Raw genomic sequence first — 25,182 nt, forward strand, 5'->3', positions numbered from 1 at the left:
CGCGCCCGCGCGCCTCCCCCACCGCGTGCCCCCCCTCCCTCCCCGGCGGGCCCACACCCCGGCCCCCCCCGGCCGGGTCTGGACCCATTACGCGGCGGTCTCGGGCCGGTTCTCGCGCATCAGCTTCACGAAGCGCTCGAACAGGTAGTGGCTGTCGCGCGGGCCCGGCGAGGCCTCCGGGTGGTGCTGCACCGAGAAGGCCGGGCGGTCGGTGAGCGAGAGACCGCAATTCGAGCCGTCGAACAGCGAGACGTGAGTCTCGACCGCCGTCGCGGGCAGGCTCTTGGGATCGACCGCGAAGCCGTGGTTCATCGAGACGATCTCGACCTTGCCGGTGGTGTGGTCCTTCACCGGATGGTTCGCGCCGTGATGGCCCTGGCCCATCTTCACCGTGCGCCCGCCCAGCGCGAGACCCATGAGCTGGTGGCCGAGGCAGATGCCGAAGGTCGGCACTCGCTCGTCGAGCAGCTTGCGGATCACCGGCACGGCATATTCGCCGGTCGCGGCCGGATCGCCGGGGCCGTTGGAGAGGAACACGCCGTCTGGCTTCAGCGCGAGGATGTCCTCGGCCTTGGTGGTGGCGGGCACCACCGTGACGTCGCAGCCGGCTTGCGCGAGCAGGCGCAGGATGTTGCGCTTCACCCCGTAATCGATCGCCACGACCTTGAGGCCCTGGCCCGGCGCCCGCGAGCCGTAGCCGCCCTTCACGGCCCAGACGGTCTCGGTCCAGGCCGAGACGTCGCGGGAGGTCACCGGCGGCACGAGGTCGAGACCCTCCATCGGCGCCAGCGCGGCGGCGCGGGCCTTCAGCGCCTCGCGGTCGAACCGGCCCTCGGGATCGTTGGCGATGACGGCGTTCGGCATGCCGCGGTCGCGGATCAGCGCGGTCAGCGCCCGGGTGTCGATGCCGGTGATGCCGACGATGCCGCGGGCCTTGAGCCAGCCGTCGAGGTGGGAGGAGGAGCGCCAGTTCGACGGCTTGGTGACGGCGGACGCGATCACCGCGCCGCGCACGCCGGAGGCCGGCGCCTGGTCCAGGCTCTCCAGATCCTCGTCGTTGGTGCCGACATTGCCGATATGCGGGAAGGTGAAGGTGACGATCTGCCCGGCATAGGATGGGTCGGTCAGGATCTCCTGATAGCCCGTCATCGCCGTGTTGAAGCAGACCTCGCCGTCGGCGATCCCCGTCTGGCCGATGCCGAAGCCTTCGAGAACGGTGCCGTCGGCCAGCACGAGCAGCGCCGTGACGAGGGGCTCGCTCCACGGCTCCGGGGTCTTGGGCGCGAGGTTCGTGCGCGCGGGATCGGCGCGCAGGGTCGCGGGTTCGTCTTGCAGCATGGGTCCGATCCGGCTTATGTCCGCGGCCTCGCGCGGCCGCATCATCGGGCCGCGGGGCAAGGCGATCTCTCGCGGGGCTCATAGCGAGCCGGCCGCGTCCGGGTCAATCTGGGCGCGGAAGCCGCCCCGCGCAATGCCCCGGACAAGCGGAGCATCCGCGCCGAACCTTTTGACAGGAGTGACGTCATCATGCTGCGCGAGCGCATCACCGCCGAGATGAAGGAGGCCATGAAGGCCGGCGAGAAGCAGAAGCTCTCGACGGTCCGCATGATTCAGGCGGCGCTCAAGGATCGCGACATCGCCGCCCGCGGCGAGGGCAAGGGCCAGACGAGCGACGAGGAGATCCTCGCGCTCCTGCAGAAGATGATCAAGCAGCGCCAGGAAGCCGCCGGCGTCTACGAGCAGGGCGGCCGGCCCGAACTCGCCGAGAGCGAGCGCGCCGAGGCCGAGATCATCCAGACCTTCCTGCCGCAGCAGCTGGACGAGGCGGAGACCCGCACGGCGATCGCCGACGCCATCGCCGAAACGGGCGCCGAGAGCCCGAAGGACATGGGCAAGGTGATCGCGGCCCTGAAGGGCAAGTATACCGGCCGCATGGATTTCGGCCGCGCGAGCGCGCTGGTGAAGGACGCGCTGGCGGGGAAGTAAGACACTCTCGGTCGACCGATCGTCCTCTCCGTCATGGCGAGGCGGAGCCGAAGCCTTCCAGGGCGCGCCCTCTCCGAAAAGGTCGCGCCGCTGGATCGCTTCGCTGACGCTCGCGATGACGGCGGAGGTCGATCCTGCCTCACGCCGGCCCGGCGTCGATCCGCGTCCGGAAGATCGCGTAGGGCCGCTCCTGCCGGTCGATGCCGCCGTTGTGCTCCGGGCGGCGGTTGGCCTGGGCGGAGGAGAGATAGAGCCAGCCGTCGCCGGTGATCCAGAACGTGTCCGGCCAGATCAGGCGCGGATCGGTGGCAAGGAGCTCGATCCGGCCATCCGGGTCGCGGCGGCCGATGCCGTTGAACTCCTGCAGGCTCAGATAGAGCCGGTCGCGCGAATCGGCGATCAACCCGCCGGTCAGTCCCTTCTCGCCGAGATCCGTCACCGTCGCCGCGACCGCCGCGTCGTCCTGTCCCGCATCGAGCAGCGCGGCGGTCTCGACCGCGTAGAGGCGCCGGCTCATCAGCGGCGTGTAGTAGAGCCGCTTACCGTCGGGGCTCAGCGCGATGCCGTTGGCGCCACCCTCGATCGGGCTCGTCGTGCCGTCGGCCGCGCGCTTGAGCAGCACCCGGCCCTCGACGATCTTGAGGAGCCCGGGCACCGATCGCGTGCTGGCATGGCCCGCGAGGCGCCGCACGGCGCGGCCGCTCGCGAGATCCACGGCGATCAGCGCACCCTCGCCGTCCTGCCCCTGATCGGTGACGTAGGCGACCTCGCGGCCGGGCCGGACATCGACCCGCAGGTCGTTGAGCGAGGAGGTCTTGGTCACGACCGATTGCAGGGAGATCGTGCGCAGGATCCGGTTCGTGGCCGGATCGATGCAGACGAGCTTGGCCGCGCCGGGGGCCGGCTCGCCGGACGAGGCCATCAGCCCGGCATCGAGCAGCCAGAGGCGGTTGTTCCGGTCGAAAACCCCGTTGGGGACGTGGAACAGCGTCTCGGCGGGCCGCGACGGATCGGGCCGGTTCGCCGCCTCGCTCGGGTAGGGCACGACCCGCCCGTCCGGAGACAGCTCGCCCGCGGTGAACACCGTCGTCTCGTCGAAGCGCGGCATGAACAGGAACATCCGGCCGTCCTTGGAGAGCGTCAGCCCGGTCGGCGTCGTCGGCGCCCGCGCGGCGACGACGAGGTCCAGGGCGCCGACCGCCTTGGTCGCCGGTTGTGCGAGAACCGGCCGCGCCGCCATCGTCCGCGCCGCGGCGAGAGCGGCAGCGGAGGCGAGCAGCCTGCGCCGCACGAATTGGATCGTCATGGCGGCCTCCTTCAGGCGCGGGTCGCAGCGCCGCGGACCTTTGTCTCGACGGCGAGCACCCGCTTGCCCGCGCAGACGAACAGCCGCCGCCCGTCCTGACCGCCGAAGGCGATGTTGGCGCAGGGCCCCTCGGTCGGGATGTGGCCGACCGGGCGCCCCTCGGCCGACCAGATCCGCACGCCGTCGCCGGTGCCGGCATAGACCCGGCCCTCGGCATCGACCTTGAGGCCGTCCGGCACGCCGTTCGGTACGGTGGCGAAGACGCGCTCGTTCGAGAGCCGCCCGTCCGAGACGTCGAAGGCCCTGATCTCGCCCGGTGCCCCTTCGCGGTTGGCCGACTCGCTGACGTAGAGAATCCGCTCGTCCGGCGAGAAGGCGAGGCCGTTCGGCTGCACGAACCGGTCCGTGACGACCGCGAGGGACCCGCCGGGGGCGAAGCGGAAGACGAAGCGGCCCTTCTGCTCGGACGGGCGCGGCTCGCCCTCCTCGGCCTGATCGATGCCGTAACTCGGATCGGTGAACCAGAGGGCGCCGTCGCGGGCGACCACGACGTCGTTGGGCGAGTTGAGCCGCCCGCCGGCGTAGCGATCCGCCAGCACGGTGAGACTGCCGTCGGTCTCCAGCCGCACGACCCGCGAGGTGCGGTGCTCACAGGTGATCAGGCGGCCCCGCGCGTCGAGGGTATTGCCGTTGGCGTTGTTCGAGGGTTCACGGAACACCTCCGCGCGGCCGCCCTCGCGTATCAGCATCATCCGGTTGCGGCGCACGTCGCTGAACACGAGGCCTCCGAGTTCGGGTGCCCAGACCGGCCCCTCGCACCACGTTCCTTCATCGTAGAGCGTCTCGACCCGTGCCGCGGGATCGAGGACCGCCGAAAGCGTGTCGGCGGCCCGCGCCCTCGGGGCGAAGACGGCGAGCAGGGCGAGGCCGAGGAGCGGGCGGCGGGGCACGCCACGGCAGAAGCGAGGGAGCGATTCGGGCATCGACTCGCAAACGCGTCGTGCGCGCGAAGGCTCCGGTTCGATCCGTTTTCGCGATACCGCTTTTGATCGTCCAAGTTGAAAAAATGGGGACAGACAGAGGAGCAGAAAAGGGGCGTTCAGAGGCCGCCAGTTCGTAGGCGGCCGACTAAATGCATGCAGGATAACGTGTTCTTAGCCGCCAAGACATCGTTTCCGCCGGCGGTCGGTCACCGACGACCGGGGGATATACCGAATTACAAGTTGATGGTGCGGCGCGGATTGTGATCAATTCCCCATACGCCCGAGTAGTCGCGCCCTTGCGGGTGGCGCACGCACGGTGCTCGGCGGGGGGTGACCGGAAATGCCACTCTTCTATACACTGTCCGATTGGGTTCCGGAAAATATGTGCTGCTCGATCTCGGACTTGCGCGGCTTTGCCGACGCTGCAAGCTGGTCAGGGATAGCCTCCGCGCTTCTCAGCATCATCCTTCCCATCGGAATATTCCTCGGAATTTATAATATTCGCCATGCAAGAACTGCAGAGATAGAAAATCTGGGGAAATTGTTCGGATTCTCCAAGGATGAAGATAGAAAGACGATTGTTCCATCCTATGATATCATTCATTCGCGCTACAATAATGAATTGACGTTGGGAGGCATCCTTTCTTCATCCGTGCAGTACTTTTTCCCTGTCGCCTTGTTTGTGCTTCTGAGCTTGATCGGCTTCGGAGCGGCCTTTTCGCCTCAGATCTCCGATTGCGCCGGTAACAAACAAAGTCCGCTGGTGAATCCCGACGGGACGCTGCTCGGGTCGCTCGTCTACTCGTTCTTCGGAGCCTATCTCTGGTCGATCGGTCACTTGGTCAGACGTGTGGCCAACTACGACCTCTCTCCGATTTCGTTCTTCCAGGCCGTCCTTCATCTGTTGCTGGCGGTTTTCGTCAGTGCAGCCATCTGGCATGCTCACATCTTCCACCATGGCGGCACCAATTTCCTCGTCGCCGTCGCCTTCATCATCGGCTGGTTCCCCGATCTCTTTCTCGGCATGCTCGCCGCCAAGTTTCCGTGGCTTGCCTTGAAGAAAATCAATCCGGAAACATCGGCGCTGCGTGAGGATATCCCGCTCGATACGATCCTCGGCATCGATTCGTTCATCAAGCTGCGCTTGAACGAACACGAAATCATGGACGTGCAGAACCTTGCCACCGCGAATCCGATCAAGATCGCGATCGAGACGCCCTACGGATTGCTGGAGGCGGTCGATTGGGTGGCGCAAGCCCAACTAATTCTGGCCGTGGGCTCGGCCAACGTCGTCGCGTTGCGCAAGTACAATATCCGGACGGTGTTCGATCTCGAGCGTGCGACGCGGAATCCCGCCATCAGTCGGCAGCTTCTTCAGATCCTGAAGCGCGTCGCCCCGAGCAACCCGGCCCCGGAAGTCGGCGCCGATGCGGCCGCGCCGGCACGACCGGACAGGGATGAGAGTCCGGCTTCCGGCCGTGCGGCGGCCGAGAACGTCGACCCGGGAGAACTCAAGAAGGGGAACAGCCAGCCGTCGCTCGACCTCGATGACGAGTTCGCTGCCTTCGTCAGCTTCGTCCGTGACGACCTGCATGTGCGCCGCCTGCGCCAGATCTGGGACATCCTGAACCAGCATTTCGACGCGCGCTACGCCGCCACGTAAGCGGCCACCGTCGTGACGAGGGAAGAGACTCGGTTAAGTCCGTTCGGCTAGGTTACATGGCCCGGACATCGCCCCTGTCCCATCTCAGCGCGATCAGAGCCCCGTGCGCTACCCGCCCCACATCCTCGAAGAGATCCGCGCCCGCGTGCCCACCTCCGAGGTGGTCGGCCGGCGCGTGCGCCTCAAGAAGGCCGGCCGCGAGTGGCGCGGCCTGTCGCCGTTCAACTCCGAGAAGACGCCCTCCTTCTACGTGAACGACCAGAAGCAGTTCTATCACTGCTTCTCGTCCGGCAAGCACGGCGACATCTTCAAATTCGTTATGGAGACGGAAGGCTTGAGCTTTCCCGAGGCCGTGGAGCGGCTGGCGAGCGAAGCGGGCGTCACCCTGCCGAAGATGACGGTGGAGAGCGAGCAGGCCGAGGAGCGGCGCAAGGGCGCCCTCGAAGTGATGGAGCTGGCCGCCGCCTATTTCGAGGAGCAGTTGCGCGGGCAGGCCGGGGCCGAGGCCAGGGCCTATCTCGACCGCCGCGCCCTGAGCGAGGCCACGCGCCAAAAGTTCCGGCTCGGCTATTCCCTGTCCGGGCGCTACGCCCTGCGCGATTACCTCGCCGGCAAGGGCGTCGATCGCGACCTGATGCTCGAACTAGGGCTCCTCGCCACCGCCGAAGGCGTGAGCGTTCCCTACGACAAGTTCCGCGACCGGATCATGTTTCCGATCCTCGACATCCGCGGCCGGGTCGTCGCCTTCGGCGGCCGGGCGATGCAGGCGGACGCCAAGGCGAAGTACATGAACTCGCCGGAGACGCCGCTCTTCCACAAGGGGCGGATGCTCTACAACCTCCACGCCGCCCGAAAGGCCGCGCACGACCGGAGCCGGATCATCGCGGTGGAGGGCTATGTCGACGTCATCGCCATGACGCTCGCCGGCTACCCCGAGACCGTCGCGCCCCTCGGTACCGCGCTGACCGAGGATCAGCTCGCCCTGCTCTGGCGCCATGCCGACGAGCCGATCCTCTGCTTCGACGGCGACGGGGCGGGCCAGCGGGCCGCCTTCCGCGCCCTCGACGTGGCTCTGCCGATGCTGGAGCCGGGCAAGTCCCTGCGCATCGCGATGCTGCCCGAGGGCCAGGACCCGGATGACCTGATGCGCGCCAGCGGCCCCTCGGCGATCGAGGCGGTGCTCTCAGGCGCGCGACCGCTCGTCGAGATGCTGTGGGCCCGCGAGTCGGAGGCGGCGACCCTCGATACGCCGGAGCGCCGGGCCGGGCTCGCCCGGACCCTGCGGGAGACGGTGGCCGGCATCCGCGACGAGACCGTGCGCCGCTTCTACCGCGACGATATCGAAGAACGGCTGCGGGGGCTTTCGGGTGGATTTTCCGGCGGACGCGCCGAGCGCATGGCCGGCGGGCGTACCGCGAACCCGCGCGGTACGCCGTTCCAGCGCCGGCCGCGCCCCGGCGATCCGCCGCCCTCGCCGCGCATCACGACCGGCTTCAACCCGCTCCTGAAGGCGGCGGCGCCCGTGCCGGCGGCGGGCGGGCGGGCGGCCAAGCGCGAGGCGATGATCGTCATGAGCCTGCTCGCGCACCCGGAACTGCTCGGGATCGAGGAGGAGGCGCTCGCCGCCCTCGAACTGGTCAACCCCGATGCCCGGGCGCTCCGCGCCCTCCTGCTCGACCGGGCGGCGGAGGCCGGTACGCCGGAGCCGGAGCTGATGGAGGCGCGGCTGCGCCGGGCCGGGCTCGAGGAGGCGCACGGACGGCTGCTCGCCCTGGTCGGTCCCGGCGACCGCTGGATGCTCGATCCGAACGCCGACCCGCAGCGCCTGGAACAAACTCTGCATCAAGCCGTGATCTTGCACCGGCAGTCGGGAGCGCTACATAGCGAACTCCACCAAGCTGAGAGAGCTCTTGCCGAGGATGGGTCCGAGGCCAATTTCGCTTGGCTGTGCGATGTGCAGCAGCAATTGGCGGTCATCGCCGCGGCCGAAGCGGAGGCGGAGGTCTCTCAGGAGGGATGAATTCGTGCCGGCGTGACCGGAGGGTGACGGCGGCGAGAAGCCGACTTGGTTAACGGTCGGTCAACGCACGGCAAGTTAGAGCGGATGCAACGAGAATCGGCGCGGGCACTCGACAAGCGCGCCATTCCACGACATTGCGACGGGTCTTTCGCGGAGCGCGCGGGCTCAGCCTGCGGCGCTCCCACGAGAACAATAGGCTGAGCATGGCAACGAAGGCAACCGAGCGGGACGATGCGGACGCCGCCCAGGATCAACCGACGGACGGCCCGCTCCTTGACCTGACGGATGCCGCGGTCAAGCGGATGGTCAAGCTCGCGAAGAAGCGCGGCTACGTCACCTACGAAGAGATCAACGAAGTCCTCCCCGACGGTCAGGTCGACGGCGACCAGATCGAGGACGTGCTCGCGCAGCTCGACGACATGGGCATCCGCGTGGTCGAGGCGGAGGAATCCGAGGAGACCGCGACCGAGGCCAAAGCAAACGGCGAGGCCTCCGAGGAGGAGGAGAGCGCCGAGGGCGGCGAGGTCGTCGAGGCCTCCGGCTCGCGCGCCGTCGCGGTCGCGACCCCCACCACCCGCGAGCCGACCGACCGCACGGACGATCCCGTGCGCATGTACCTGCGCGAGATGGGCTCGGTCGAGCTGCTCTCGCGCGAGGGCGAGATCGCGATCGCCAAGCGCATCGAGGCCGGCCGCGAGGCGATGATCGCGGGCCTCTGCGAGAGCCCGCTGACCTTCCAGGCCATCATCATCTGGCGCGACGAACTCGTCGACGGCAAGGTTCTGCTGCGCGACATCATCGACCTCGAGGCCACCTATGCCGGCCCCGATGCCCGCGGCGCGCCGCAGGAGGCGGAGAGCGAGACCGAGGAATCGGAGGAAGGCGACGGCGCCGTCCCGCCGGAAGGCGGGGACGACGAGGACGACATGGAGAACAACGTGTCGCTCGCGGCCATGGAGGCCGAGATCAAGCCGCGCGTTCTCGAAACCTTCGACAACATCGCCTCGAACTACCGCAAGCTGCGCAAGCTCCAGAACGAGGAGACGGAGCTGAAGGCCGGCGGCGGCACGGTCACCTCGGCTCAGACCAAGAAGCAGGCCGAGCTGAAGGACATCGTCGTCACCGACGTGAAGTCGCTCTCGCTCAACGCCAACCGCATCGAGGCGCTGGTCGAGCAGCTCTACGACATCAACAAGCGCCTCATCAGCCATGAGGGCCGTCTGATGCGCGCCGCCGAGCACCACGGCGTCGCCCGCGACGAGTTCCTGCGCCACTACCAGGGCTACGAGCTCGACCCGAACTGGATGGACCGTGTCGCCACGCTCGGCGGCAAGGGCTGGAAGAACTTCGTCGATCGCGGCGGCCGGCAGGTCGCGGACCTGCGCGAGCAGATCCTGACCCTCGCCTCCGAGACCGGCCTGCAGATCGGCGAGTACCGCAAGATCGTCGCGATGGTGCAGAAGGGCGAGCGCGAGGCCCGCCAAGCGAAGAAGGAGATGATCGAGGCCAACCTCCGCCTCGTGATCTCGATCGCCAAGAAGTACACCAACCGCGGCCTGCAGTTCCTGGACCTGATCCAGGAGGGCAATATCGGCCTGATGAAGGCGGTCGATAAGTTCGAGTACCGCCGCGGCTACAAGTTCTCGACCTACGCCACGTGGTGGATCCGGCAGGCGATCACCCGCTCGATCGCCGATCAGGCCCGCACGATCCGCATTCCCGTGCACATGATCGAGACGATCAACAAGATCGTTCGTACCTCGCGTCAGATGCTGCACGAGATCGGCCGCGAGCCGACCCCGGAGGAACTGGCCGAGAAGCTGGCCATGCCGCTGGAGAAAGTGCGAAAAGTCCTGAAGATCGCCAAGGAGCCGATCTCCCTCGAGACGCCGATCGGCGACGAGGAGGATTCGCATCTCGGCGACTTCATCGAGGACAAGAACGTCGTCCTGCCGATCGATGCGGCGATCCAGTCGAACCTGCGCGAGACCACGACCCGGGTGCTCGCCTCGCTGACGCCCCGCGAGGAGCGCGTGCTGCGCATGCGCTTCGGCATCGGCATGAACACCGACCACACCCTCGAAGAGGTCGGCCAGCAATTCTCGGTGACCCGCGAGCGCATCCGCCAGATCGAGGCGAAGGCCCTGCGCAAGCTCAAGCATCCGAGCCGGTCGCGGAAGCTCCGAAGCTTCCTTGACAACTGATCCGGACCACGAAGCGGCCGCCCCCCGGGGCGGCCGTTCTCGTTTCAGCGTCCGCCCTGGCCGGAAGGGCGCCAGGCGCGGCGCGCGAGGAGGGCGGCCAAGGCGCCGACGGCGCCGACGGGCGCGTAGACGGCCAGGAGGGCAAGGCCCAGGCCCGCCTCCCCGAACAGACGGTCGCTGAGAAGCCCGACCAGGGGCGGCCCGAGGCCGAAGCCCGTGAGGGAGACGGTGGCGAAGAAGAGGGCGTTGACCCGGCCTCGTAGCGGCTTCGGGGTCAGGATCTGGATGCCGGCCAATCCGGGCGGGGCGGCGAAGCCCAGGATCGCCACGAGCCCGGCGAACCCGGCGAGCGACAGGAACAGGTCGGTGCTCAGGCTCGCGAGGGCCGTGAGCGGCACCGCCAGGATCAGTCCGAGCGCCAGGATCAGCGGCGAGGCGTCCGTCCATCCGGCGCGGCGCAGACGGTCCAGGGTGAACCCGCCCGCGGCGTGGCCGATCGGGGCGGCGATCAGCACCAGGAGGCCGAGGCGCAGGCCGCTCTCTGCCGGACTGAACCCGAAGGCGCGGACGTAGAAGGTCGGCGCCCAGGCGGTGAGGGTCTGGCTCATGAGAACCCCGGCCGTGGCCGCGACCGTGTACGGCAGGTAGGCTCTCCGCCGCCGTCCGATCCAGGCCAGCGCGGTGCGGAGCGATGGCCTGCGAGGCATCCGCGAAGCCGTTCGGGAGCCGGCGGGGTGCCCCGGGGTCGGCCGGATGCGCAGGACGAGGAGCGCAAGAGGAAGGTTCGGCAGCGCCGCGAGGACGAGCAGGGCCTGCCACGGGGCGAGGGTCCCGAGACCGGGAAAGGCGAGGCCGCCCCGCGCGACGAGCCACGCCAGCACCGCCCCGCCCGCGACCAGGGCGAAGCTTCGACCGAGCGTGGACGCGGCGGTGAGCGCCGAGAGGCCCCGTCCGAGGCGGTCCCGGCGCAGATGCAGGCTCATCAGCGAGAGGGCGGCGGGGCCGAACCCCGCCTGTCCCAGGCCCAGCGCGCAGCGGGCCGCGAGCAGAGTGCCGAACCCGGCCGCGAGACCGCTGGCGAAGGTCGCCCCACCCCACAGGGCGAGGCCGGCCACGAGGAGGCCGCGCTGGCGGCCGCTATCGGCGACGACGCCGAGCAGCGGCAGGGCGAACGCGTAGGGCAGGGCGAAGGCCGAGCCCTGGAGCAGGCCGAGCTGGGTGTCGCTCAGCCCCAGCGCCTGCTTCAGCGGGGTCGCGAGCAGGGTGAGGAGAAACCGGTCGCTGAAGGCCATGAACTGGATCGATGCCAGCAGCGCGACTAGCGCCCAGCCCTCGAGACCGGCCCGTGCGGGCATCGTGCCAGGCGGCGGGTCGTGGGAAGCCGGTGACATCACGGGGTCAGTCGAGGGCACGCGACCACGCGGTCAGCAGGCGCGCGGCGCTCTCGCCGGCCGGAGGCTCGCCGCGGGCACCGGCGCGGGGAACGCGCATCTCGGCGCGGTAGCGACCCGGCGGCAGGCCGAACGTGCTGCGGAAGGCGCGGCTGCAATGGCTCTCGCTGGCGAAGCCGTGATCGAAGGTGAGGGTGGTGATCGAGCGCGTCTCGACCGGGTTGCGCAGGGCGGCGCCCAGCCGTTCGAGGCGACGGGCCAGGATGTGCTGCGCGACGCCGCCCGTCGGCTCGAACAGGCGGTAGAGCGCGCTGCGCGACAGCGCGGCTCCGCGCGCGACGGTTGCCACATCCAGTGTCGGGTCGTTCAGCCGCGCTTCGATGAACGCCTCGGCCCGCCGCCGCCGCAGATCGGCGATGATGCCCCCCGTCGCCTCGTCGTCGGGCCGCACCTGCCCGAGGGCTCCCGCCAGCAGCTCGGTCAGGGCGCGGGCGGTGCTCCCCGCGGTGTCCGGCGTAGTCGTGGCGGCCCGCCGGGCAAGCGACCCGATCAGGTCGCCGAGCAGGCCCGACACCGCTTCCGGCAGAACCTGCCCGTGATAGCGGCCCGCCTCGGGCGCCGCCGCCTCCACCAGTTCCCGGCTCAGGCTCACGGTGACGGTGCGGGCCGATTCGAGGCGTGTGCGCTGCGGACGGGTGAGATCGAACAGGATGACGTCGCCGGGGGCCAGACGCCGCTCCGCGTCGAGGGCGCCGCCGTGGAAGGTGCCGCTGCGCAGGTATTGAAGCGTGAAGTGGTCGAAGCCGTCGCGGCGCACACGGGTTCGGTCGCGCCGATGCTCGACCCCGCTCAAGGCGCGCTCGAAGACGTTCATCCGGCCGAACCGATGCGCCTCCACGCGGGCGTGAAACGGCGCATCGGTCGCCCTGACATCGGTTCCGCCCGCGTAGAGCGTCCGATAGCCCTCGAAGCCGTCGGTTTCGGAGGAGAATGTAAAAAATCGGTCTGACACGAGATGAAAGACAAAAAAGGATAATCGACGCGCAGCATCCGCTTTATCGGAGGCTTCGGTGTCATTCGCAAGTGCAAGATGCTGCCAAGACTTTTCAGCCAGCACCTGTCTGCGCGGCGTCATCCCATCGACCATCGACCCGTCCGGGCCTCTTGATCCGGCCCCGGCCCTGCGTCCATGGTGTCGGCATCGCTCCGCGCCCGCGTCACGATGCGGCCAAGCTCGCCCCGTAAGCATCCGACCCGCCGGGAGCCCGCCTCCGGTCACGGACGTCGACGGCGTTTCGTGCCCGGCGCGAAGCCTTGCTTTGACGACCCGAGAGCCCACCTTCTCCCGATGCGCGACGCGGACGCCCCGATACCAAAGCCGACGGCTCTCGCCGACGGATCGGAAGCCGAGGATGTCCCGTTCGGAGCGCTTCAACCCTGCGTTGGCATCCGTGACTGGCTGCTCGGCGAGGGCGCCCGGCTGCCGAAGGCCGACGACCTCCTCGCGGGACTGGCCGAGCGTCTCAACGCCATCGGCGTGCCGATCGACCGTGCCTCCACCGCCATCGACACGCTGCACTCCGAGTATTCGGGCGTGGGCCGCGTCTGGACCCGCGGCGCCGGCTCGACGGTGCGGCTGTTCCCGCACGGCGAGGTCTCGACGAAGGCCTATCATGCCAGCCCGTTCTACGTGGTGCATGAGACAGGCGAGTGGCTGAGCCTCGATCTCGCCGAGACGGCCGACGACGCCTACGCCATCATTCCCGAGCTCAAGGCCGCCGGATACACGCACTACCTCGTCGCCCCGTTGATCTTCACCAACGGCACCAAGAACGGCATCACCTTCGCCACGCGCGCCGAGGGCGGGTTCCGCGACGACGACATCGCGATCCTGCGCTTCGTCATGCCCGCCCTCGCCGCGGTGATGGAGATGCGCCTGCTCAACAAGCAGCTCGACACGGTGCTGCGCATCTATGTCGGCGACGAGCCGCACCGGGCGATCCTTTCGGGCGACATCCGGCGCGGGCAGGTGCGCCGCATCCGCTCGGCGATCCTGTTCGCCGATATGCGCGACTACACGCGCCTGTCGGCCGACCGGACGCCGGAGGGCGCGGTCGATCTCCTCAACGCCTTCTTCGACTGCCTCGTCCCGCCGATCGAGCGGGAGGGCGGCGAGGTGCTGAAATATCTCGGCGACGGGCTGCTCGCGATCTTCCGCGAGTCGGGCGACGACCTCGGCGGCGCGGCCAAGAGCGCGCTCACCGCGGCGCAGGCGGCGCTGGCGGCGCTCACCGAGGCGAACGCGGTCGGGCGCTTCGGCGAGGGGGAGCGGGCGGTCGATGCTGGCATCGCCCTGCATCACGGCGAGGCGGCCTACGGCAATGTCGGCTCCGGCACCCGGCTCGATTTCACCGTGATCGGCCGCGACGTGAACCTCGCGAGCCGCCTCGCACGGCTCAATCGCACGCTTCAGGAACCGCTCCTGATGTCGAAGCCGTTCGTGGACTTCCTCTGGGGCGATCCCGAACCGCTCGGCAGCCATGCGCTGGACGGGTTCGATGAGCCGATGACGGTCTACCGTCCGAGCCGGAGACCGGCCGCGAAGGCCGCCGCCGCGGAATAAATTTCTCTAAAAACTCGGGTCCGTCGCTCCATTGCGCGCGACGCGCGGTGCATTCCGTGGAGCGAATGGCCCGATCACGGTGCGGGAGGGATTGACCGCGGGCTCGCGCGGGCCCACATCCGAAATGTTCCAGGGAGATCCCCGGCAAGGGGCTGAGAAACCGCTATCGCCGTCACCGGCAGCGCGGAAATCCTTCGAACCTGATCCGGCTCATACCGGCGTAGGGATTGGACCTGAGGGTCGCTCCATCGAGCGGACCCCGCTTCTTCAAGAAGCACATGGTGCCGGTTCCTGCGGGCAGACCCGTGGAAGGCCCGTTTCCGATGTCAGATCTGCTGACCTCCCCGATCGGCCAGCGACGCTCCCTCGCGATGCGCCCGCGCGCCGCCGACCTGCCGCAGCGCGCCGACGTCGCCGTGGTGGGCGCCGGGCTGATCGGCCTGTCGATCGCGTGGCGGCTGGCGCAGGCCGGCCGCTCGGTCACCGTGGTGGAGCGCGGGCGCGTCGGCAGCGGCGCGAGCCTCGCCGCGACCGGCATGCTGGCGCCCGCCGCCGAGCACGAGCCCGGCTCCGACCTGCTGCTGCCGCTGGCGCTCGAATCGCTGCGCCGCTGGTCCGGCTTCCGCGACGCGCTCCAGGCCGCGTCCGGCAAGGGGATCGATTATCGCGCCGACGGCACCCTCGTCATCGCCATCGGCCGCGACGAGGTCGAGCGCCTGCGCTTCCGCCACGACCTGCAGCGGCGCTCGGGCGTCGAGGCCGAGTGGCTGTCCGGCCCGGAGGTACGCGCCCGCGAGCCGCTGCTGCGCCCCAACGTCACCGCGGGCATCCTCTGTCCGCTGGACGCGCAGGTCGATCCCCGGCTCGTGATGGAGGCGCTGCTCGGCGCCTGCGAGGCGGCCGGTGTCGCGATCGTGGAGGAAGTCGCGGTGGAGGGTTTGGAGCGCCGGGGCGGGCGCGTCACCGGCCTGCGCGCTGCCGGCCGCGTGCTCGCGGCCGAGACGGTGATCCTCGCCGCCGGCGCCTGGAGCGGGGAGACGGGCCTGCTGCCCGACGACCTCGCGCTGCCGGTGCGCCCCCTCAAGGGGCAGTCGCTGGCACTGCGCACCACCAAGCGCACCGGCACCCTCTCCCGCATGGTCTGGAGCGAGTCCGTGCACATGGCGCCCAAGGGCGACGGGCACCTCATCGTCGGCGCCACGGTCGAGGATTGCGGTTTCAACGGCGGCGTCACCGCGGGCGGATTGTTCGCCCTGCTGGAAGGGGCGCGCCGCGTCCTGCCCGGCATCGAGGAGATGGAGATCGACGCGGTCTGGAGCGGCTTCCGCCCGACTTCGGACGACGACGCGCCGATCATCGAGGAGGCCGCACCGGGCCTCGTCGTCGCCACCGGCCACCACCGCAACGGATATCTCCTCGCCCCCGCCACCGCCGACGCGGTCGCCGCGCTGGTCGGCGAGGGGACGCTGCCGGATTTCGCCCGCGGGTTCGGCCGGGCGCGCTTCGCCTCGAACGAGGACCGGGGGAGGGCCGTGGCATGAGGCTGACCGTCAACGGAGAGCCTTGCGAGCGCGAGGCGCCGGATCTCGCCGCCCTGTTCGCGGCGGAAGCCGAGGAGCGGGGCATCGAGAGCCCCGAGGGCATCGCCATCGCCGTCAACGGCCGCGTCGTGCGGAAATCCGCCTGGGGCCAGACGGCCCTCAACGAGGGCGACCGCATCGAGATCGTCCGCGCCATGCAGGGAGGCTGAGCGCATGAACCATCACGACACCACCCTCGCGCAGGCCGCGGCCGGGGACGACGCGCTGGAGATCGCCGGCATCCGGCTCTCCTCGCGTCTGTTCATCGGCACGGCCGGCTATCCGAGCCAGGAGATCATGGCCCAGTCGGTGCGCGCCTCGGGCGCCGAGGTCGTGACCGCTTCGATCCGCCGGGTCTCGCTCCAGGGCCACGGCTCGGACACCTTCCAGAAGCTGAAGGGCGCCCGCTTCCTGCCCAACACCGCCGGCTGCGAGACGGCCCGCGACGCGATCATGACCGCCGAACTCGCCCGCGAGGCGCTCGGCACCGACTGGATCAAGGTCGAGGTGATCGGCGACCGCGAGACGCTCTACCCGGACGTGACCGAGCTGCTCGAAGCCTGCCGCCACCTCGTCGACGACGGCTTCACGGTGCTGCCCTACTGCAACGACGATCCGGTGATCTGCGAGCGGCTGGCCGATCTCGGCTGCGCCGCGGTGATGCCGATGGGCTCGCTGATCGGCTCCGGCATGGGCATCGCCAACCCGGCCAACATCGAGCTGATCTGCCGCCGGGCGAAGGTCCCGGTGATCGTCGATGCCGGCATCGGCACCGCTTCCGACGCGGTCATCGCCATGGAGCTGGGCGCCGCCGCCTGCCTCATCAACACCGCGGTGGCGAAGGCGGACGATCCCGTGCGGATGGCGGGCGCCATGCGCCGCGCCGTCGAGGCGGGACGCCTCGCCCATCTCGCCGGGCGCATCCCGCGCCGCGGCCGGGCCGAGCCGTCGAGCCCGCAGCTCGGCCTCGTCGGGTCGTGAGGGCGGGTGGGGCTTCCCTCCCTCCTCGTCGTCACCGACCGCCACGGCGCCGACCGGCCGCTCCCTGAGACCGTCCGCGCGGCGGTGGCGGGCGGCGTCCGCTTCGTCTGGCTGCGCGACCGCGATCTCGACCGCGGTGCGCGACGGGATCTCGCCCGCGACCTGATCGCGATCCTGGCGCCGGTCGGAGGCTGCCTCGTGGTCGGCGGTGACGTCGAACTCGCACGCGAGACCGGCGCACAGGGTGTGCACCTGCCGGGCTCCGCCGGGATCGACGGCATCCGGACGGCGCGGCAAACGCTCGGCGCCGCGGCGCTGATCGGGTTCTCGGCTCATTCGGTCGATGAGATCGGGGCGGCCGAGGCGGCGGGGGCCGATTACGCCACGCTCAGCCCGATATTCTTGACCGCGAGCAAGCCCGGCTACGGCCCCGCCCTCGGCCTCGATGCCTTGCACGCCGCGGCGGCCCACCGCCTGCCGGTCTTCGCCCTCGGCGGCATCGACGCCGCCAACGCCCGCGCCTGCCGCGAGGTCGGGGCGGCGGGCGTCGCGGCGATGGGCGGCGTGATGCGCGGTCCCGATCCGCGGGGCGCGGCGGCCCGGTTCCTCGCAAACCTCACGTGATACCCGAGCCGCTCGATGGCGTCGGTTCGATCACCATCACCGTCATTCCGGGGCCGCGCAGCGGAACCCGGAATCCACCCGAGATGCGCGGCTCAGCGTGGCATCACGGGTGGATTGCACGCCTCCGGCGCGCCCCTTCGCTTCGGGTCCGGGTTCGCCTTCGGCGCCCCGGAATGACGGGGAGGCGGCAATGAACCGATCCGCTGGACACCGTGTGAGGGGCGGCATTTTCGGCCGGCGGACCCTGTCGGATATCGGCCCTGCGCCGATCACCCCTGGCGCTGCGGCGCGAGGCGTATAGAAGCGCTGACAGAATTTCCTTCCAGCAAGGCGCCCGGACAGGGCTGCGAGCTCGACCGCATGATCAACTCTCCCCTCATGACCGTCATGGTCGATGCCGTGCGCAAGGCCGCCCGCGGCCTCAAGCGCGATTTCGGCGAGATCGAGAACCTCCAGGTCTCGCGCAAGGGTCCCGGCAACTTCGTCTCGGCCGCCGACAGGAAGGCGGAGGAAGTCCTGCGCGACGCGCTGATGAAGGCGCGGCCCGGCTATGGCCTGATCATGGAAGAGAGCGGCAACATCGAGGGCACCGACAGGAGCCATACCTGGCACGTCGATCCCCTCGACGGCACCACGAACTTCCTCCACGGCATCCCGCATTTTGCGATCTCGGTCGGGCTGGAGCGCGACGGCCAGATCGTCGCCGGCGTGATCTACGATCCGGCCAAGGACGAGCTGTTCATCGCCGAGCGCGGCAAGGGCGCCTTCCTCAACAACCGGCGCCTGCGCGTCTCCGGCCGCCAGGACTTCGCCGACGCGCTGGTCGCCTACGGCACGCCCTATCTCGGCCGCGGCAGCCACGGCCGTCTGCTCAAGGAGGTCGCCGCGGTGATGGCGGTCTCCGGCGGCACCCGCCGCCTCGGCTCGGCGGCGCTCGACCTCGCCTACGTCGCCTGCGGCCGGACCGACCTCTACTGGGAGCGCGACCTCCAGACATGGGACATCGCGGCGGGCATCATCGTCGTGCGCGAGGCCGGCGGCTTCGTCACCAGCGCCGACGGCGGCGCCGAGCCGCTCGCCGCCCGCTCGGTGGCCTGCGGCAACGAGGTGCTGCACCGCGAACTGATCGGCCTGCTGCGCAAGGCCGCCGCGTGAGCGGACGCGCGTATGGCCTCGCGCCGCCGCCTCTGCTCTAACCTCCGCGCATCCTGACAAGTCGAGCACCCCGCATGGAAGCCCGCCGCCATTCCGCCCTGAAGGACTCGGTCCGCTCGATTCCCGACTATCCGAAGCCGGGCATCATCTTTCGCGACATCACCACCCTGCTCAGCGATCCGCGCTCGTTCCGCCGCGCGGTCGACTCGCTGGTGCATCCTTACGCGGGCGGGCGGATCGATCAGGTCGCGGGCATCGAGGCGCGCGGCTTCATCCTCGGCGGCGCGGTGGCGCACCAGCTCTCGTCGGGCTTCGTGCCGATCCGCAAGAAGGGCAAGCTGCCCCACAAGACCGTCTCGACGGCCTACGCGCTCGAATACGGCACCGACGAGATCGAGATCCACGTCGATGCGATCAAGCCGGGCGACCGGGTGATCCTGGTCGACGACCTCATCGCCACCGGCGGCACCGCGACCGCGGCGGTGAACCTGCTGCGCCAGCTTGGCGCGGAGGTGGTCGCCGCCTGTTTCGTCATCGACCTGCCGGAGATCGGTGGCGCTCAGCGCCTGCGCGATCTCGGCGTCACCGTCCGCACGCTGATGGAGTTCGAGGGGCATTGAGCGCCCTCGGGCCGGGCTTTCCCGCCCATCCGGGTTCGGATTGATTGCTTCGGATTATCGCTCCAGTCCGTCATCGCGAGCGTGAGCGAAGCGATCCAGAGCGCGCCCTGTCCGGAGATGCCGCGCCCTGGATTGCTTCGGCTTCGCCTCGCAATGACGGAGGAGTAACCGAAGCCCTCCAGCGGATGGCGTGTCAGTAAAAAGCGGTCAGCCCGCCTCCACCGCGCGATCCTTCGGGCGTGCGCGGTCCGCCCGAAGAGCCGTCAAGCCGCCAGGCTGTCGAACAGCCCTTTGCCGTCGGTGCCGCCGACGAGGCCGTCAACGAAGTTCTCCGGGTGGGGCATCATGCCGAGCACGTTGCGCTGATCGGAATAGATGCCGGCGATGGAGTTCAGCGAGCCGTTGCGGTTCGCGTCCTCCGTCAGCGCGCCGGTGGCGTCGCAGTAGCGGAAAGCGATGCGGCCCTCGCCCTCGAGGCGGCCGACCGTCTCGGAATCGGCGAAGTAGTTGCCCTCGCCGTGCGCCACGCAGACGTCGATGACCTGACCCTCGGTATAGGCCGAGGTGAAGCGCGTGTCCGTGCGCTCGACCCGCAGGAACTGCCGGTGGCAGATGAAGCGGCGGTTGACGTTGCGCATCAGCACGCCGGGCAGGAGACCCGACTCGCACAGGATCTGGAAGCCGTTGCAGATGCCGAGGACGAGGCCGCCGCGGGCGGCGTGCGCGCGCACCGCGTCCATGGCCGCTGCCCGGCCGGCGATGGCGCCGCAGCGCAGATAATCGCCGTAGGAGAAGCCGCCCGGAACCACGGCGAGGTCCGTGCCGGCGGGCAGTTCCGTGTCGGCGTGCCAGACGCTGACGACCTCCGCGCCGGAGCGGCGGAGCGCCCGGGCCACGTCGCCGTCGCGATTCGACCCCGGAAAGACGACGACGGCGGCGCGCATCAGGCGATCTCGACGGTGTAGTTCTCGACGACGATGTTCGCGAGGAGCTTCTCGCAGGCGGCCTTCAGCGTCGCCTCGGCCTGTTCGCGGTTGTCGGAGGCGACCTCCAGGTCGAAGACCTTCCCCTGGCGCACCCCCGACACCTCCTGAATCCCGAACGACTTCAGCGCCGCCTCGATCGCCTTCCCCTGCGGATCGAGGACGCCGGTCTTCAAGGTGACGACGATGCGGGCTTTCATGGCAGGTACTCGTTTGGGAAATCGGCGAGCCGCGCCGTGAGGGGACGGTGGGGCCGGGGACGGAGCGGACCGCGCGCGACCGCATGCAGGGAGGCCGGATTTGCCGACGCGATCCGAGAGGGGCCAGTCAGCGGCGCGTTGCGGGAGGTTCTATCGCGATTTCGTGACTGCGTCACCGCGGGAACTCCCTCTACCGGCGCTTGGCCGGTCCGATCGGCTCGGCTTCGGTCGCGCGGCGCCACAGCTGGACCATGATCCAGGCGGCGACGAGGCTGAACAGCGCCATGAGCACGTGACCGACACGGTCACCCAGATCGAGCAGTCCGGCGAGCGCCCAGCCGGCCGCGATGGCTGCGGCGAACACTTCCGTGCCCACCAGCACCATCAGGCCGAGTATCGTGATGAGGTTCCGCATACCCGCGTAAGCCTGTTCAACCCTTTGAAAGGCGAACTAGCCTGAGCCCGGTGCCCGGCGCAACCGTTCCTGCGGACGGTCTTCCGCCCGTTCGAGAGATGGTTGGCACGATCTGACCGGAAAATGAAACGGCCGGCGGTGTCCCGCCGGCCGTCCGAGTCGTCAAACCGTCGCGGTGCCCGTCAGCGCGGCGCGCGCTTGGCGAGAATGCGCTGGAGCGTGCGGCGGTGCATGTTCAGGCGCCGGGCCGTCTCGGAGACGTTGCGCCCGCACAGCTCGTAGACCCGCTGGATGTGCTCCCAACGCACCCGGTCGGCCGACATCGGGTTCTCCGGCGGGTCGGCGCGCTCGCCCGGCTGGGCCATCAGCGTGCCGTGGATCTCGTCGGCGTCGGCGGGCTTGGCGAGATAGTCGAAGGCGCCGAGCTTCACCGCCGTCACGGCGGTCGCGATGTTGCCGTAGCCGGTGAGGATCACGCCGCGGGCCTCGGGGCGGCGCTCCTTCAGGCGGGCGATCACGTCGAGGCCGTTGCCGTCGCCGAGCCGCATGTCGATCACGGCGAAGGCCGGAGCCTTGGTCTCGACGGCAGCGACGCCCTCGCTGACGCTCTCGGCCACGTGCACCTCGTAGCCGCGCGACTCCATCGCCCGGGCGAGGCGGGTCGAGAACGGCTTGTCGTCGTCAACGATCAGCAGGCTGCGATCGCTGAAGGCGGAAAGAGGATCGGAATCGGAAAGAAAGGCGGTGTCCGAGCCTGGCACCGTCGTCCCGCTCTGCGTCAGCATGCGGCGCTCCTCGTCGGTTCGTGTCATCTATGTGCATTATATGGGTGCGGCATCGCGTTCCGTTAGGGGTCGCAGAGAATTGTGCGCAACGCGATGGGGCGCAATCGCCTCCCTCTCGAAAACGTGACGCGCCCAAGTTACCCGCACTAGGGCGCCGTGCGCTCCGGCCTCCGTCATGTTCGAGAGAAGAAGCTGCGCGCCGGAGCGTTCGATCAGCGTCTTGGCGATGAACAGGCCGAGGCCCAGGCCGCCGCCCGCCTCGTCGGGGTTGCGGGAGCGGTCGCGGCTCCGGGTGGTGACGTAGGGCTCGCCGGCCCGCAGCAGCACCTCGCTCGGAAAGCCCGGTCCGTCGTCGCGGATCGTCAGCGTGACGCGCTCGGCGCTCCAGCGGGCCTCGATCAGAACCCGCGACTCGGCGAAATCCACGGCGTTGTCGAGGATGTTGGCGAGCCCGAACATCACGCCGGGATTGCGGCGGCAGACCGGCTCCGCCCCCTCGCCCTGTTTGGAGACGTCGACGGCGATGCCGAGCGCGCGCTGGGGCGCCACCAGCTCCTCGATGAGATGACCGAGGGTGACGGTCTGGAGAAAGCTTTCGCCCTCCTCGGTCTCCTCGCCCATGGAGGTGAGCTTCGAGAGGATACCCCGGCAGCGGTCGACCTGATCGCGCAGCAGGCTCAGGTCCTCGGCGATGGCCGGGGAGGCGGTGGGGCCGAGCTGCCGGTCGAGTTCCTTGGCGACGACCATGATGGTGCCGAGCGGCGTGCCGAGCTCGTGGGCCGCCGCCGCGGCGAGCCCGTCGAGCTGCGACAGGTGCTGCTCCCGGGCGAGCACCAGCTCCGTCGCGGCCAGCGCGCGTGCGAGCTGGCGCGTCTCCTCCGCCACCCGCCACGCGTAGACGCCGGTGAAGGCGGTGCCGAGCAGGATCGCGGTCCACACCCCCGAGACGTAGAGGAAGGGCAGCTCGATCCGCCCGTCGGCGAACCAGGGCAGGGGGCGATGGACGAGGGCGAGCAGGGTGGCGAGACCGACCGCCAGCAGACCGAGCGCCAGGGTCCGCTCCGGCGGCAGGGCGGTGGCCGAGATCAGCACGGGCGCGAGGAACAGGAGCGAGAACGGGTTCTGCAGCCCGCCGGTGAGGAACAGCAGGCCCGCGAGCTGGACGATGTCGAAGGCCAGCAGAAGCGCCGCCGAATCGTCGCTCAGCCGGTAGCTCGCGGGAAAGCGGATCCGCAGCGCGAGGTTCAGCCAGCACGAGGCGGCGATGACGAGGAAGCACCAGCCGAAGGGCAGGTTGAGGCCGAGGCCGAACTGAGCGCCGACGACCGCCGCGCTCTGCCCGGTGAGGGCGAGCCAGCGCAGGCGGACGAAGGTGTCGAGCCGCAGGTGGCGGCCCGTCGGCGTCAGGGTTTCGTGGGCCGCATCCATCATGGTGCGGCTACGATAGGGCTGCCCGGGGACGCGTCCACCGGCCTGTCCACAGATGCTCGGACCGCATCGCGCGGTTTTGACAAGTTTCTCCGCCAGCAACATTCGATAACGTCGATGCGGTGACGGTCGACCCGCGGGCCGAATCGGGGAGTGTCGAGATGGATCTGGCGTATGTCTGGTACGAGACGGCGCGCGCGATGTTGACGCCGGCCCGGCTCGCGGCGGACGCGGCCCGGCACAGCCTCGAAAATCCGGGCAATCCCCTGGCCTACGGGCCCTACGCCCGCTCGACCGCCGCCGCACTCGAGATGTTCGAGCGCGTGACCCGCCGCTACGGCAAGCCGGCTTTCGGCCTGAAGACGACGGTGATCGACGGCCAGAGCGTTCCGGTCTCGGAGCGCGTCGTCTGGGAGCGGCCCTTCGCCCGCGTGATCGCCTTCGACCGGGCGCTTCCGGCCGGGCTCTCGGAGCCGCAGCCCAAGCTCCTGATCGTGGCGCCGATGTCGGGTCATTACGCGACGCTCCTGCGCGGCACCGTCGAAGCGATGCTGCCCCATCATCGGGTCTTCATCACGGATTGGTCCGACGCGCGGATGGTGCCGTTGCTGGACGGGCGCTTCGACCTCGACACGTATATCGACTACCTGCAGGCGATGTTCCGCGACCTCGGGCCGGACCTGCACGTCATGGCCGTCTGCCAGCCTGCCGTCCCGGTCTTCGCCGCGGTGGCGCTGATGGAGGCGGCGGACGCGGACCACGTGCCGGTCTCGATGACGCTCATGGGCGGGCCGATCGACACCCGCCGCTCGCCGACCGCCGTGAACTGCCTCGCGCAGGAGCGCGGCATGGGCTGGTTCGAGAAGAACTGCATCACGGTGGTGCCGCCGCTCTATCCGGGGGCGATGCGCCGGGTCTATCCCGGCTTCCTGCAGCTCTCGGGCTTCATGGCGATGAATCTCGATCGCCACGTCACCGCACATACCGACATGTTCCACCACCTCGTGACCGGGGACGGCGACTCGGCCGAGAAGCATCGCGACTTCTACGACGAGTACCTCGCGGTGATGGACCTGACGGCGGAGTTCTACCTCCAGACCGTGCAGAGCGTGTTCGTCGATCACGCCCTGCCGCGCGGGCGGATGCGCCATGCCGGGCGGCCGGTCGATCTCGCGGCGATCCGGCGCTGCGCCATCCTCGCGGTCGAGGGCGAGAACGACGACATTTCCGGCGTCGGCCAGACCAAGGCCGCCCTCGACCTCACGCCGAACCTGCCCGATTCCCGCAAGGCCTATCACCTGCAGGAGAAGGTGGGGCATTACGGCGTGTTCAACGGCTCCCGTTTCCGCTCCGTCATCGCCCCGCGCATCGCCCGCTTCATGCGGGAGATGGAGGGAAGCGCGTGATCGCGGTGCGGGCCGATCGCTGACGGGCGAAATTCCGGTGAGAGAGGTATTGCTGGGATGGCTCGCCCGGCCGCCTGCGGCTAGGCTCGCCGCCATGACGCGCGCGCTGCTGCGACGGCCGGATCCGGATCACATCGAGATCGCCCATGCGGGCCAGACCTTTCGCGTCGCCATCCTGCGGCGGCCGACCGCGCGCCGGCTGACCCTGCGCGTCTCCAGCGCCACCGGCGCCGTGGTCCTCACGCTGCCGACCCGCTCGTCCCTCGCGACGGCGCAGAAGTTCGCCCAGGCCCACGGCGGCTGGATCGCCGCGCGCCTCGCCAAGCTGCCGGAGCGGGTGCCCTTCGCGGCGGGCTCGCTCATCCCCCTGCGCGGCGTGCCGCACCGGATCGTGTCGCGCGAGGGCCGCGGCACCGCCGAGGCGGATCCCGCGAGCGCGACGCTCGCCGTGCCCGGCGATCCGGCCCACATGCCGCGCCGCGTTCGCGAGTTCCTGATGCGCGAGGCGCGGCGCGACCTGTCGCATTCGGTGGCGGTCTACGCGGCCCGGCTCGGCCGGCGGCCGGCGCGGGTGACGCTGCGCGACACGCGCAGTCGCTGGGGCTCCTGCACGGCCCGCGGCGAGCTGAACTTCTCCTGGCGGCTGATCCTCGCGCCGCCGGTGGTGCTCGATTATCTCGTCGCCCACGAGATGGCGCATCTGCGGGAGATGAACCATTCCCCCCGCTTCTGGGCGCTGACCAACGAACTCTGCCCCCATGTCGAGGAGGCGGAGCGCTGGCTGAAGCGGCACGGCTCCGAACTGCACCGCTACGGCTGAGAGCCTCGG

The 25,182-nt window shown here is 69.7% G+C and carries 23 protein-coding genes and 1 riboswitch; of the genes, 13 read left to right on the forward strand and 10 right to left on the reverse strand.

Annotated features, from left to right (window positions below):
- Nucleotides 1-87 precede the first annotated feature (87 nt).
- A complete protein-coding gene (gene carA, locus ABS772_RS02500) occupies nt 88-1,338 on the reverse strand; it encodes a glutamine-hydrolyzing carbamoyl-phosphate synthase small subunit (protein ID WP_238254997.1) in 1,251 nt (416 codons plus the stop codon).
- 189 nt (nt 1,339-1,527) lie between these two features.
- Between carA and ABS772_RS02505 the strand changes: the two genes are divergently transcribed.
- Nucleotides 1,528-1,986 (forward strand): GatB/YqeY domain-containing protein, encoded by a 459-nt coding sequence (locus ABS772_RS02505; RefSeq protein WP_238254998.1) that lies wholly within the window; start codon nt 1,528-1,530, stop codon nt 1,984-1,986.
- Between the two features lie 139 nt (nt 1,987-2,125).
- Here the strand turns inward: ABS772_RS02505 and ABS772_RS02510 are convergent, their stop codons facing one another.
- Together ABS772_RS02510 and ABS772_RS02515 are read right to left on the reverse strand one after the other, a co-directional pair.
- Nucleotides 2,126-3,292 carry an L-dopachrome tautomerase-related protein gene (locus ABS772_RS02510; RefSeq protein ID WP_350391962.1) on the reverse strand — a complete coding sequence of 389 codons (1,167 nt, stop codon included), beginning with the start codon at nt 3,290-3,292 and terminating at the stop codon, nt 2,126-2,128.
- Nucleotides 3,293-3,303: 11 nt separating this feature from the next.
- Nucleotides 3,304-4,275: an SMP-30/gluconolactonase/LRE family protein gene (locus ABS772_RS02515; RefSeq protein ID WP_350391963.1), complete on the reverse strand. Its 972-nt coding sequence runs from the start codon at nt 4,273-4,275 to the stop codon at nt 3,304-3,306.
- Between the two features lie 340 nt (nt 4,276-4,615).
- On the opposite strand from ABS772_RS02515, the gene ABS772_RS02520 reads away from it, so the two are divergent.
- The 3 genes from ABS772_RS02520 to rpoD all read left to right on the forward strand — a co-directional run bounded on the left by ABS772_RS02520 (nt 4,616) and on the right by rpoD (nt 10,162).
- Nucleotides 4,616-5,938, forward strand: a complete 1,323-nt coding sequence (locus ABS772_RS02520; RefSeq protein ID WP_350391964.1) for a hypothetical protein — start codon at nt 4,616-4,618, stop codon at nt 5,936-5,938.
- A 103-nt stretch (nt 5,939-6,041) separates the two neighbouring features.
- Nucleotides 6,042-7,958 (forward strand): DNA primase, encoded by a 1,917-nt coding sequence (gene dnaG, locus ABS772_RS02525; RefSeq protein WP_350391965.1) that lies wholly within the window; start codon nt 6,042-6,044, stop codon nt 7,956-7,958.
- Between the two features lie 203 nt (nt 7,959-8,161).
- The gene (gene rpoD, locus ABS772_RS02530; protein ID WP_238257698.1) at nt 8,162-10,162 is read left to right on the forward strand and encodes an RNA polymerase sigma factor RpoD; all 2,001 of its coding nucleotides are present in this window, start codon (nt 8,162-8,164) and stop codon (nt 10,160-10,162) included.
- Nucleotides 10,163-10,206: 44 nt separating this feature from the next.
- On the opposite strand, the gene ABS772_RS02535 is transcribed toward rpoD, so the two are convergent.
- Entirely contained in the window at nt 10,207-11,517 is a 1,311-nt protein-coding gene (locus tag ABS772_RS02535; protein WP_407942949.1) for an MFS transporter, read from the reverse strand.
- Between the two features lie 43 nt (nt 11,518-11,560).
- Nucleotides 11,561-12,427 (reverse strand): helix-turn-helix domain-containing protein, encoded by an 867-nt coding sequence (locus ABS772_RS02540; protein WP_350391967.1) that lies wholly within the window; start codon nt 12,425-12,427, stop codon nt 11,561-11,563.
- A gap of 474 nt (nt 12,428-12,901) precedes the next feature.
- Between ABS772_RS02540 and ABS772_RS02545 the strand changes: the two genes are divergently transcribed.
- From ABS772_RS02545 to ABS772_RS02575, 7 genes are all read left to right on the forward strand, one after another.
- Nucleotides 12,902-14,176: an adenylate/guanylate cyclase domain-containing protein gene (locus ABS772_RS02545; protein WP_350391968.1), complete on the forward strand. Its 1,275-nt coding sequence runs from the start codon at nt 12,902-12,904 to the stop codon at nt 14,174-14,176.
- Between the two features lie 122 nt (nt 14,177-14,298).
- Nucleotides 14,299-14,421, forward strand: a riboswitch (TPP riboswitch).
- Between the two features lie 78 nt (nt 14,422-14,499).
- Nucleotides 14,500-15,717 (forward strand): glycine oxidase ThiO, encoded by a 1,218-nt coding sequence (gene thiO, locus ABS772_RS02550; RefSeq protein ID WP_350391969.1) that lies wholly within the window; start codon nt 14,500-14,502, stop codon nt 15,715-15,717.
- Nucleotides 15,714-15,926: a sulfur carrier protein ThiS gene (thiS, locus tag ABS772_RS02555; RefSeq protein ID WP_350391970.1), complete on the forward strand. Its 213-nt coding sequence runs from the start codon at nt 15,714-15,716 to the stop codon at nt 15,924-15,926. Before thiO ends, thiS begins: the two co-directional genes overlap by 4 nt.
- 4 nt (nt 15,927-15,930) lie before the next feature.
- Complete coding sequence (gene thiG, locus ABS772_RS02560; RefSeq protein WP_350391971.1) at nt 15,931-16,737, forward strand: thiazole synthase; 807 nt, start codon at nt 15,931-15,933, stop codon at nt 16,735-16,737.
- 6 nt (nt 16,738-16,743) lie between these two features.
- Nucleotides 16,744-17,361 (forward strand): thiamine phosphate synthase, encoded by a 618-nt coding sequence (locus ABS772_RS02565; RefSeq protein WP_350391972.1) that lies wholly within the window; start codon nt 16,744-16,746, stop codon nt 17,359-17,361.
- A gap of 360 nt (nt 17,362-17,721) precedes the next feature.
- Nucleotides 17,722-18,516, forward strand: a complete 795-nt coding sequence (locus tag ABS772_RS02570; RefSeq protein ID WP_350391973.1) for an inositol monophosphatase family protein — start codon at nt 17,722-17,724, stop codon at nt 18,514-18,516.
- A gap of 74 nt (nt 18,517-18,590) precedes the next feature.
- Nucleotides 18,591-19,136: an adenine phosphoribosyltransferase gene (locus tag ABS772_RS02575; protein WP_003604529.1), complete on the forward strand. Its 546-nt coding sequence runs from the start codon at nt 18,591-18,593 to the stop codon at nt 19,134-19,136.
- Nucleotides 19,137-19,399: 263 nt separating this feature from the next.
- Here ABS772_RS02575 and purQ read toward each other — a convergent pair whose 3' ends face one another.
- From purQ to ABS772_RS02600, 5 genes are all read right to left on the reverse strand, one after another.
- Complete coding sequence (gene purQ, locus ABS772_RS02580) at nt 19,400-20,080, reverse strand: phosphoribosylformylglycinamidine synthase subunit PurQ (protein WP_350391974.1); 681 nt, start codon at nt 20,078-20,080, stop codon at nt 19,400-19,402.
- Nucleotides 20,080-20,319 carry a phosphoribosylformylglycinamidine synthase subunit PurS gene (purS, locus tag ABS772_RS02585; RefSeq protein ID WP_350391975.1) on the reverse strand — a complete coding sequence of 80 codons (240 nt, stop codon included), beginning with the start codon at nt 20,317-20,319 and terminating at the stop codon, nt 20,080-20,082. Before purS ends, purQ begins: the two co-directional genes overlap by 1 nt.
- Before the next feature lie 190 nt (nt 20,320-20,509).
- Complete coding sequence (locus tag ABS772_RS02590) at nt 20,510-20,734, reverse strand: hypothetical protein (protein WP_238254331.1); 225 nt, start codon at nt 20,732-20,734, stop codon at nt 20,510-20,512.
- Nucleotides 20,735-20,916: 182 nt separating this feature from the next.
- Complete coding sequence (locus ABS772_RS02595; protein WP_238254330.1) at nt 20,917-21,519, reverse strand: ActR/PrrA/RegA family redox response regulator transcription factor; 603 nt, start codon at nt 21,517-21,519, stop codon at nt 20,917-20,919.
- Nucleotides 21,520-21,555: 36 nt separating this feature from the next.
- Complete coding sequence (locus ABS772_RS02600) at nt 21,556-22,950, reverse strand: ActS/PrrB/RegB family redox-sensitive histidine kinase (RefSeq protein WP_350391976.1); 1,395 nt, start codon at nt 22,948-22,950, stop codon at nt 21,556-21,558.
- A 158-nt stretch (nt 22,951-23,108) separates the two neighbouring features.
- On the opposite strand from ABS772_RS02600, the gene ABS772_RS02605 reads away from it, so the two are divergent.
- Together ABS772_RS02605 and ABS772_RS02610 are read left to right on the forward strand one after the other, a co-directional pair.
- The gene (locus ABS772_RS02605; protein ID WP_350391977.1) at nt 23,109-24,353 is read left to right on the forward strand and encodes a polyhydroxyalkanoate depolymerase; all 1,245 of its coding nucleotides are present in this window, start codon (nt 23,109-23,111) and stop codon (nt 24,351-24,353) included.
- 94 nt (nt 24,354-24,447) lie between these two features.
- A complete protein-coding gene (locus ABS772_RS02610; RefSeq protein ID WP_350391978.1) occupies nt 24,448-25,173 on the forward strand; it encodes a M48 family metallopeptidase in 726 nt (241 codons plus the stop codon).
- Nucleotides 25,174-25,182: the final 9 nt, after the last annotated feature.

Origin of the sequence: Methylorubrum podarium (genome assembly GCF_040270385.1) — a bacterium.
GTDB classification, from domain to species: Bacteria; Pseudomonadota; Alphaproteobacteria; order Rhizobiales; family Beijerinckiaceae; genus Methylobacterium; species Methylobacterium podarium.

Bases quoted from the DNA above. Each gene is read 5' to 3' on its own strand.
- ABS772_RS02605 (WP_350391977.1), top strand. From the start codon at position 23,109: ATGGATCTGGCGTATGTCTGGTACGAGACGGCGCGCGCGATGTTGACG.
- ABS772_RS02570 (WP_350391973.1), top strand. From the start codon at position 17,722: ATGATCAACTCTCCCCTCATGACCGTCATGGTCGATGCCGTGCGCAAG.
- ABS772_RS02535 (WP_407942949.1), bottom strand. From the start codon at position 11,517: ATGCCCGCACGGGCCGGTCTCGAGGGCTGGGCGCTAGTCGCGCTGCTG.
- thiS (WP_350391970.1), top strand. From the start codon at position 15,714: ATGAGGCTGACCGTCAACGGAGAGCCTTGCGAGCGCGAGGCGCCGGAT.
- ABS772_RS02610 (WP_350391978.1), top strand. From the start codon at position 24,448: ATGACGCGCGCGCTGCTGCGACGGCCGGATCCGGATCACATCGAGATC.
- ABS772_RS02600 (WP_350391976.1), bottom strand. From the start codon at position 22,950: ATGATGGATGCGGCCCACGAAACCCTGACGCCGACGGGCCGCCACCTG.
- ABS772_RS02595 (WP_238254330.1), bottom strand. From the start codon at position 21,519: ATGCTGACGCAGAGCGGGACGACGGTGCCAGGCTCGGACACCGCCTTT.
- thiG (WP_350391971.1), top strand. From the start codon at position 15,931: ATGAACCATCACGACACCACCCTCGCGCAGGCCGCGGCCGGGGACGAC.
- carA (WP_238254997.1), bottom strand. From the start codon at position 1,338: ATGCTGCAAGACGAACCCGCGACCCTGCGCGCCGATCCCGCGCGCACG.
- ABS772_RS02505 (WP_238254998.1), top strand. From the start codon at position 1,528: ATGCTGCGCGAGCGCATCACCGCCGAGATGAAGGAGGCCATGAAGGCC.
- ABS772_RS02515 (WP_350391963.1), bottom strand. From the start codon at position 4,275: ATGCCCGAATCGCTCCCTCGCTTCTGCCGTGGCGTGCCCCGCCGCCCG.
- ABS772_RS02575 (WP_003604529.1), top strand. From the start codon at position 18,591: ATGGAAGCCCGCCGCCATTCCGCCCTGAAGGACTCGGTCCGCTCGATT.
- purQ (WP_350391974.1), bottom strand. From the start codon at position 20,080: ATGCGCGCCGCCGTCGTCGTCTTTCCGGGGTCGAATCGCGACGGCGAC.
- rpoD (WP_238257698.1), top strand. From the start codon at position 8,162: ATGGCAACGAAGGCAACCGAGCGGGACGATGCGGACGCCGCCCAGGAT.
- thiO (WP_350391969.1), top strand. From the start codon at position 14,500: ATGTCAGATCTGCTGACCTCCCCGATCGGCCAGCGACGCTCCCTCGCG.
- purS (WP_350391975.1), bottom strand. From the start codon at position 20,319: ATGAAAGCCCGCATCGTCGTCACCTTGAAGACCGGCGTCCTCGATCCG.
- ABS772_RS02590 (WP_238254331.1), bottom strand. From the start codon at position 20,734: ATGCGGAACCTCATCACGATACTCGGCCTGATGGTGCTGGTGGGCACG.
- ABS772_RS02545 (WP_350391968.1), top strand. From the start codon at position 12,902: ATGCGCGACGCGGACGCCCCGATACCAAAGCCGACGGCTCTCGCCGAC.
- ABS772_RS02520 (WP_350391964.1), top strand. From the start codon at position 4,616: ATGCCACTCTTCTATACACTGTCCGATTGGGTTCCGGAAAATATGTGC.
- ABS772_RS02540 (WP_350391967.1), bottom strand. From the start codon at position 12,427: ATGAACGTCTTCGAGCGCGCCTTGAGCGGGGTCGAGCATCGGCGCGAC.
- ABS772_RS02510 (WP_350391962.1), bottom strand. From the start codon at position 3,292: ATGACGATCCAATTCGTGCGGCGCAGGCTGCTCGCCTCCGCTGCCGCT.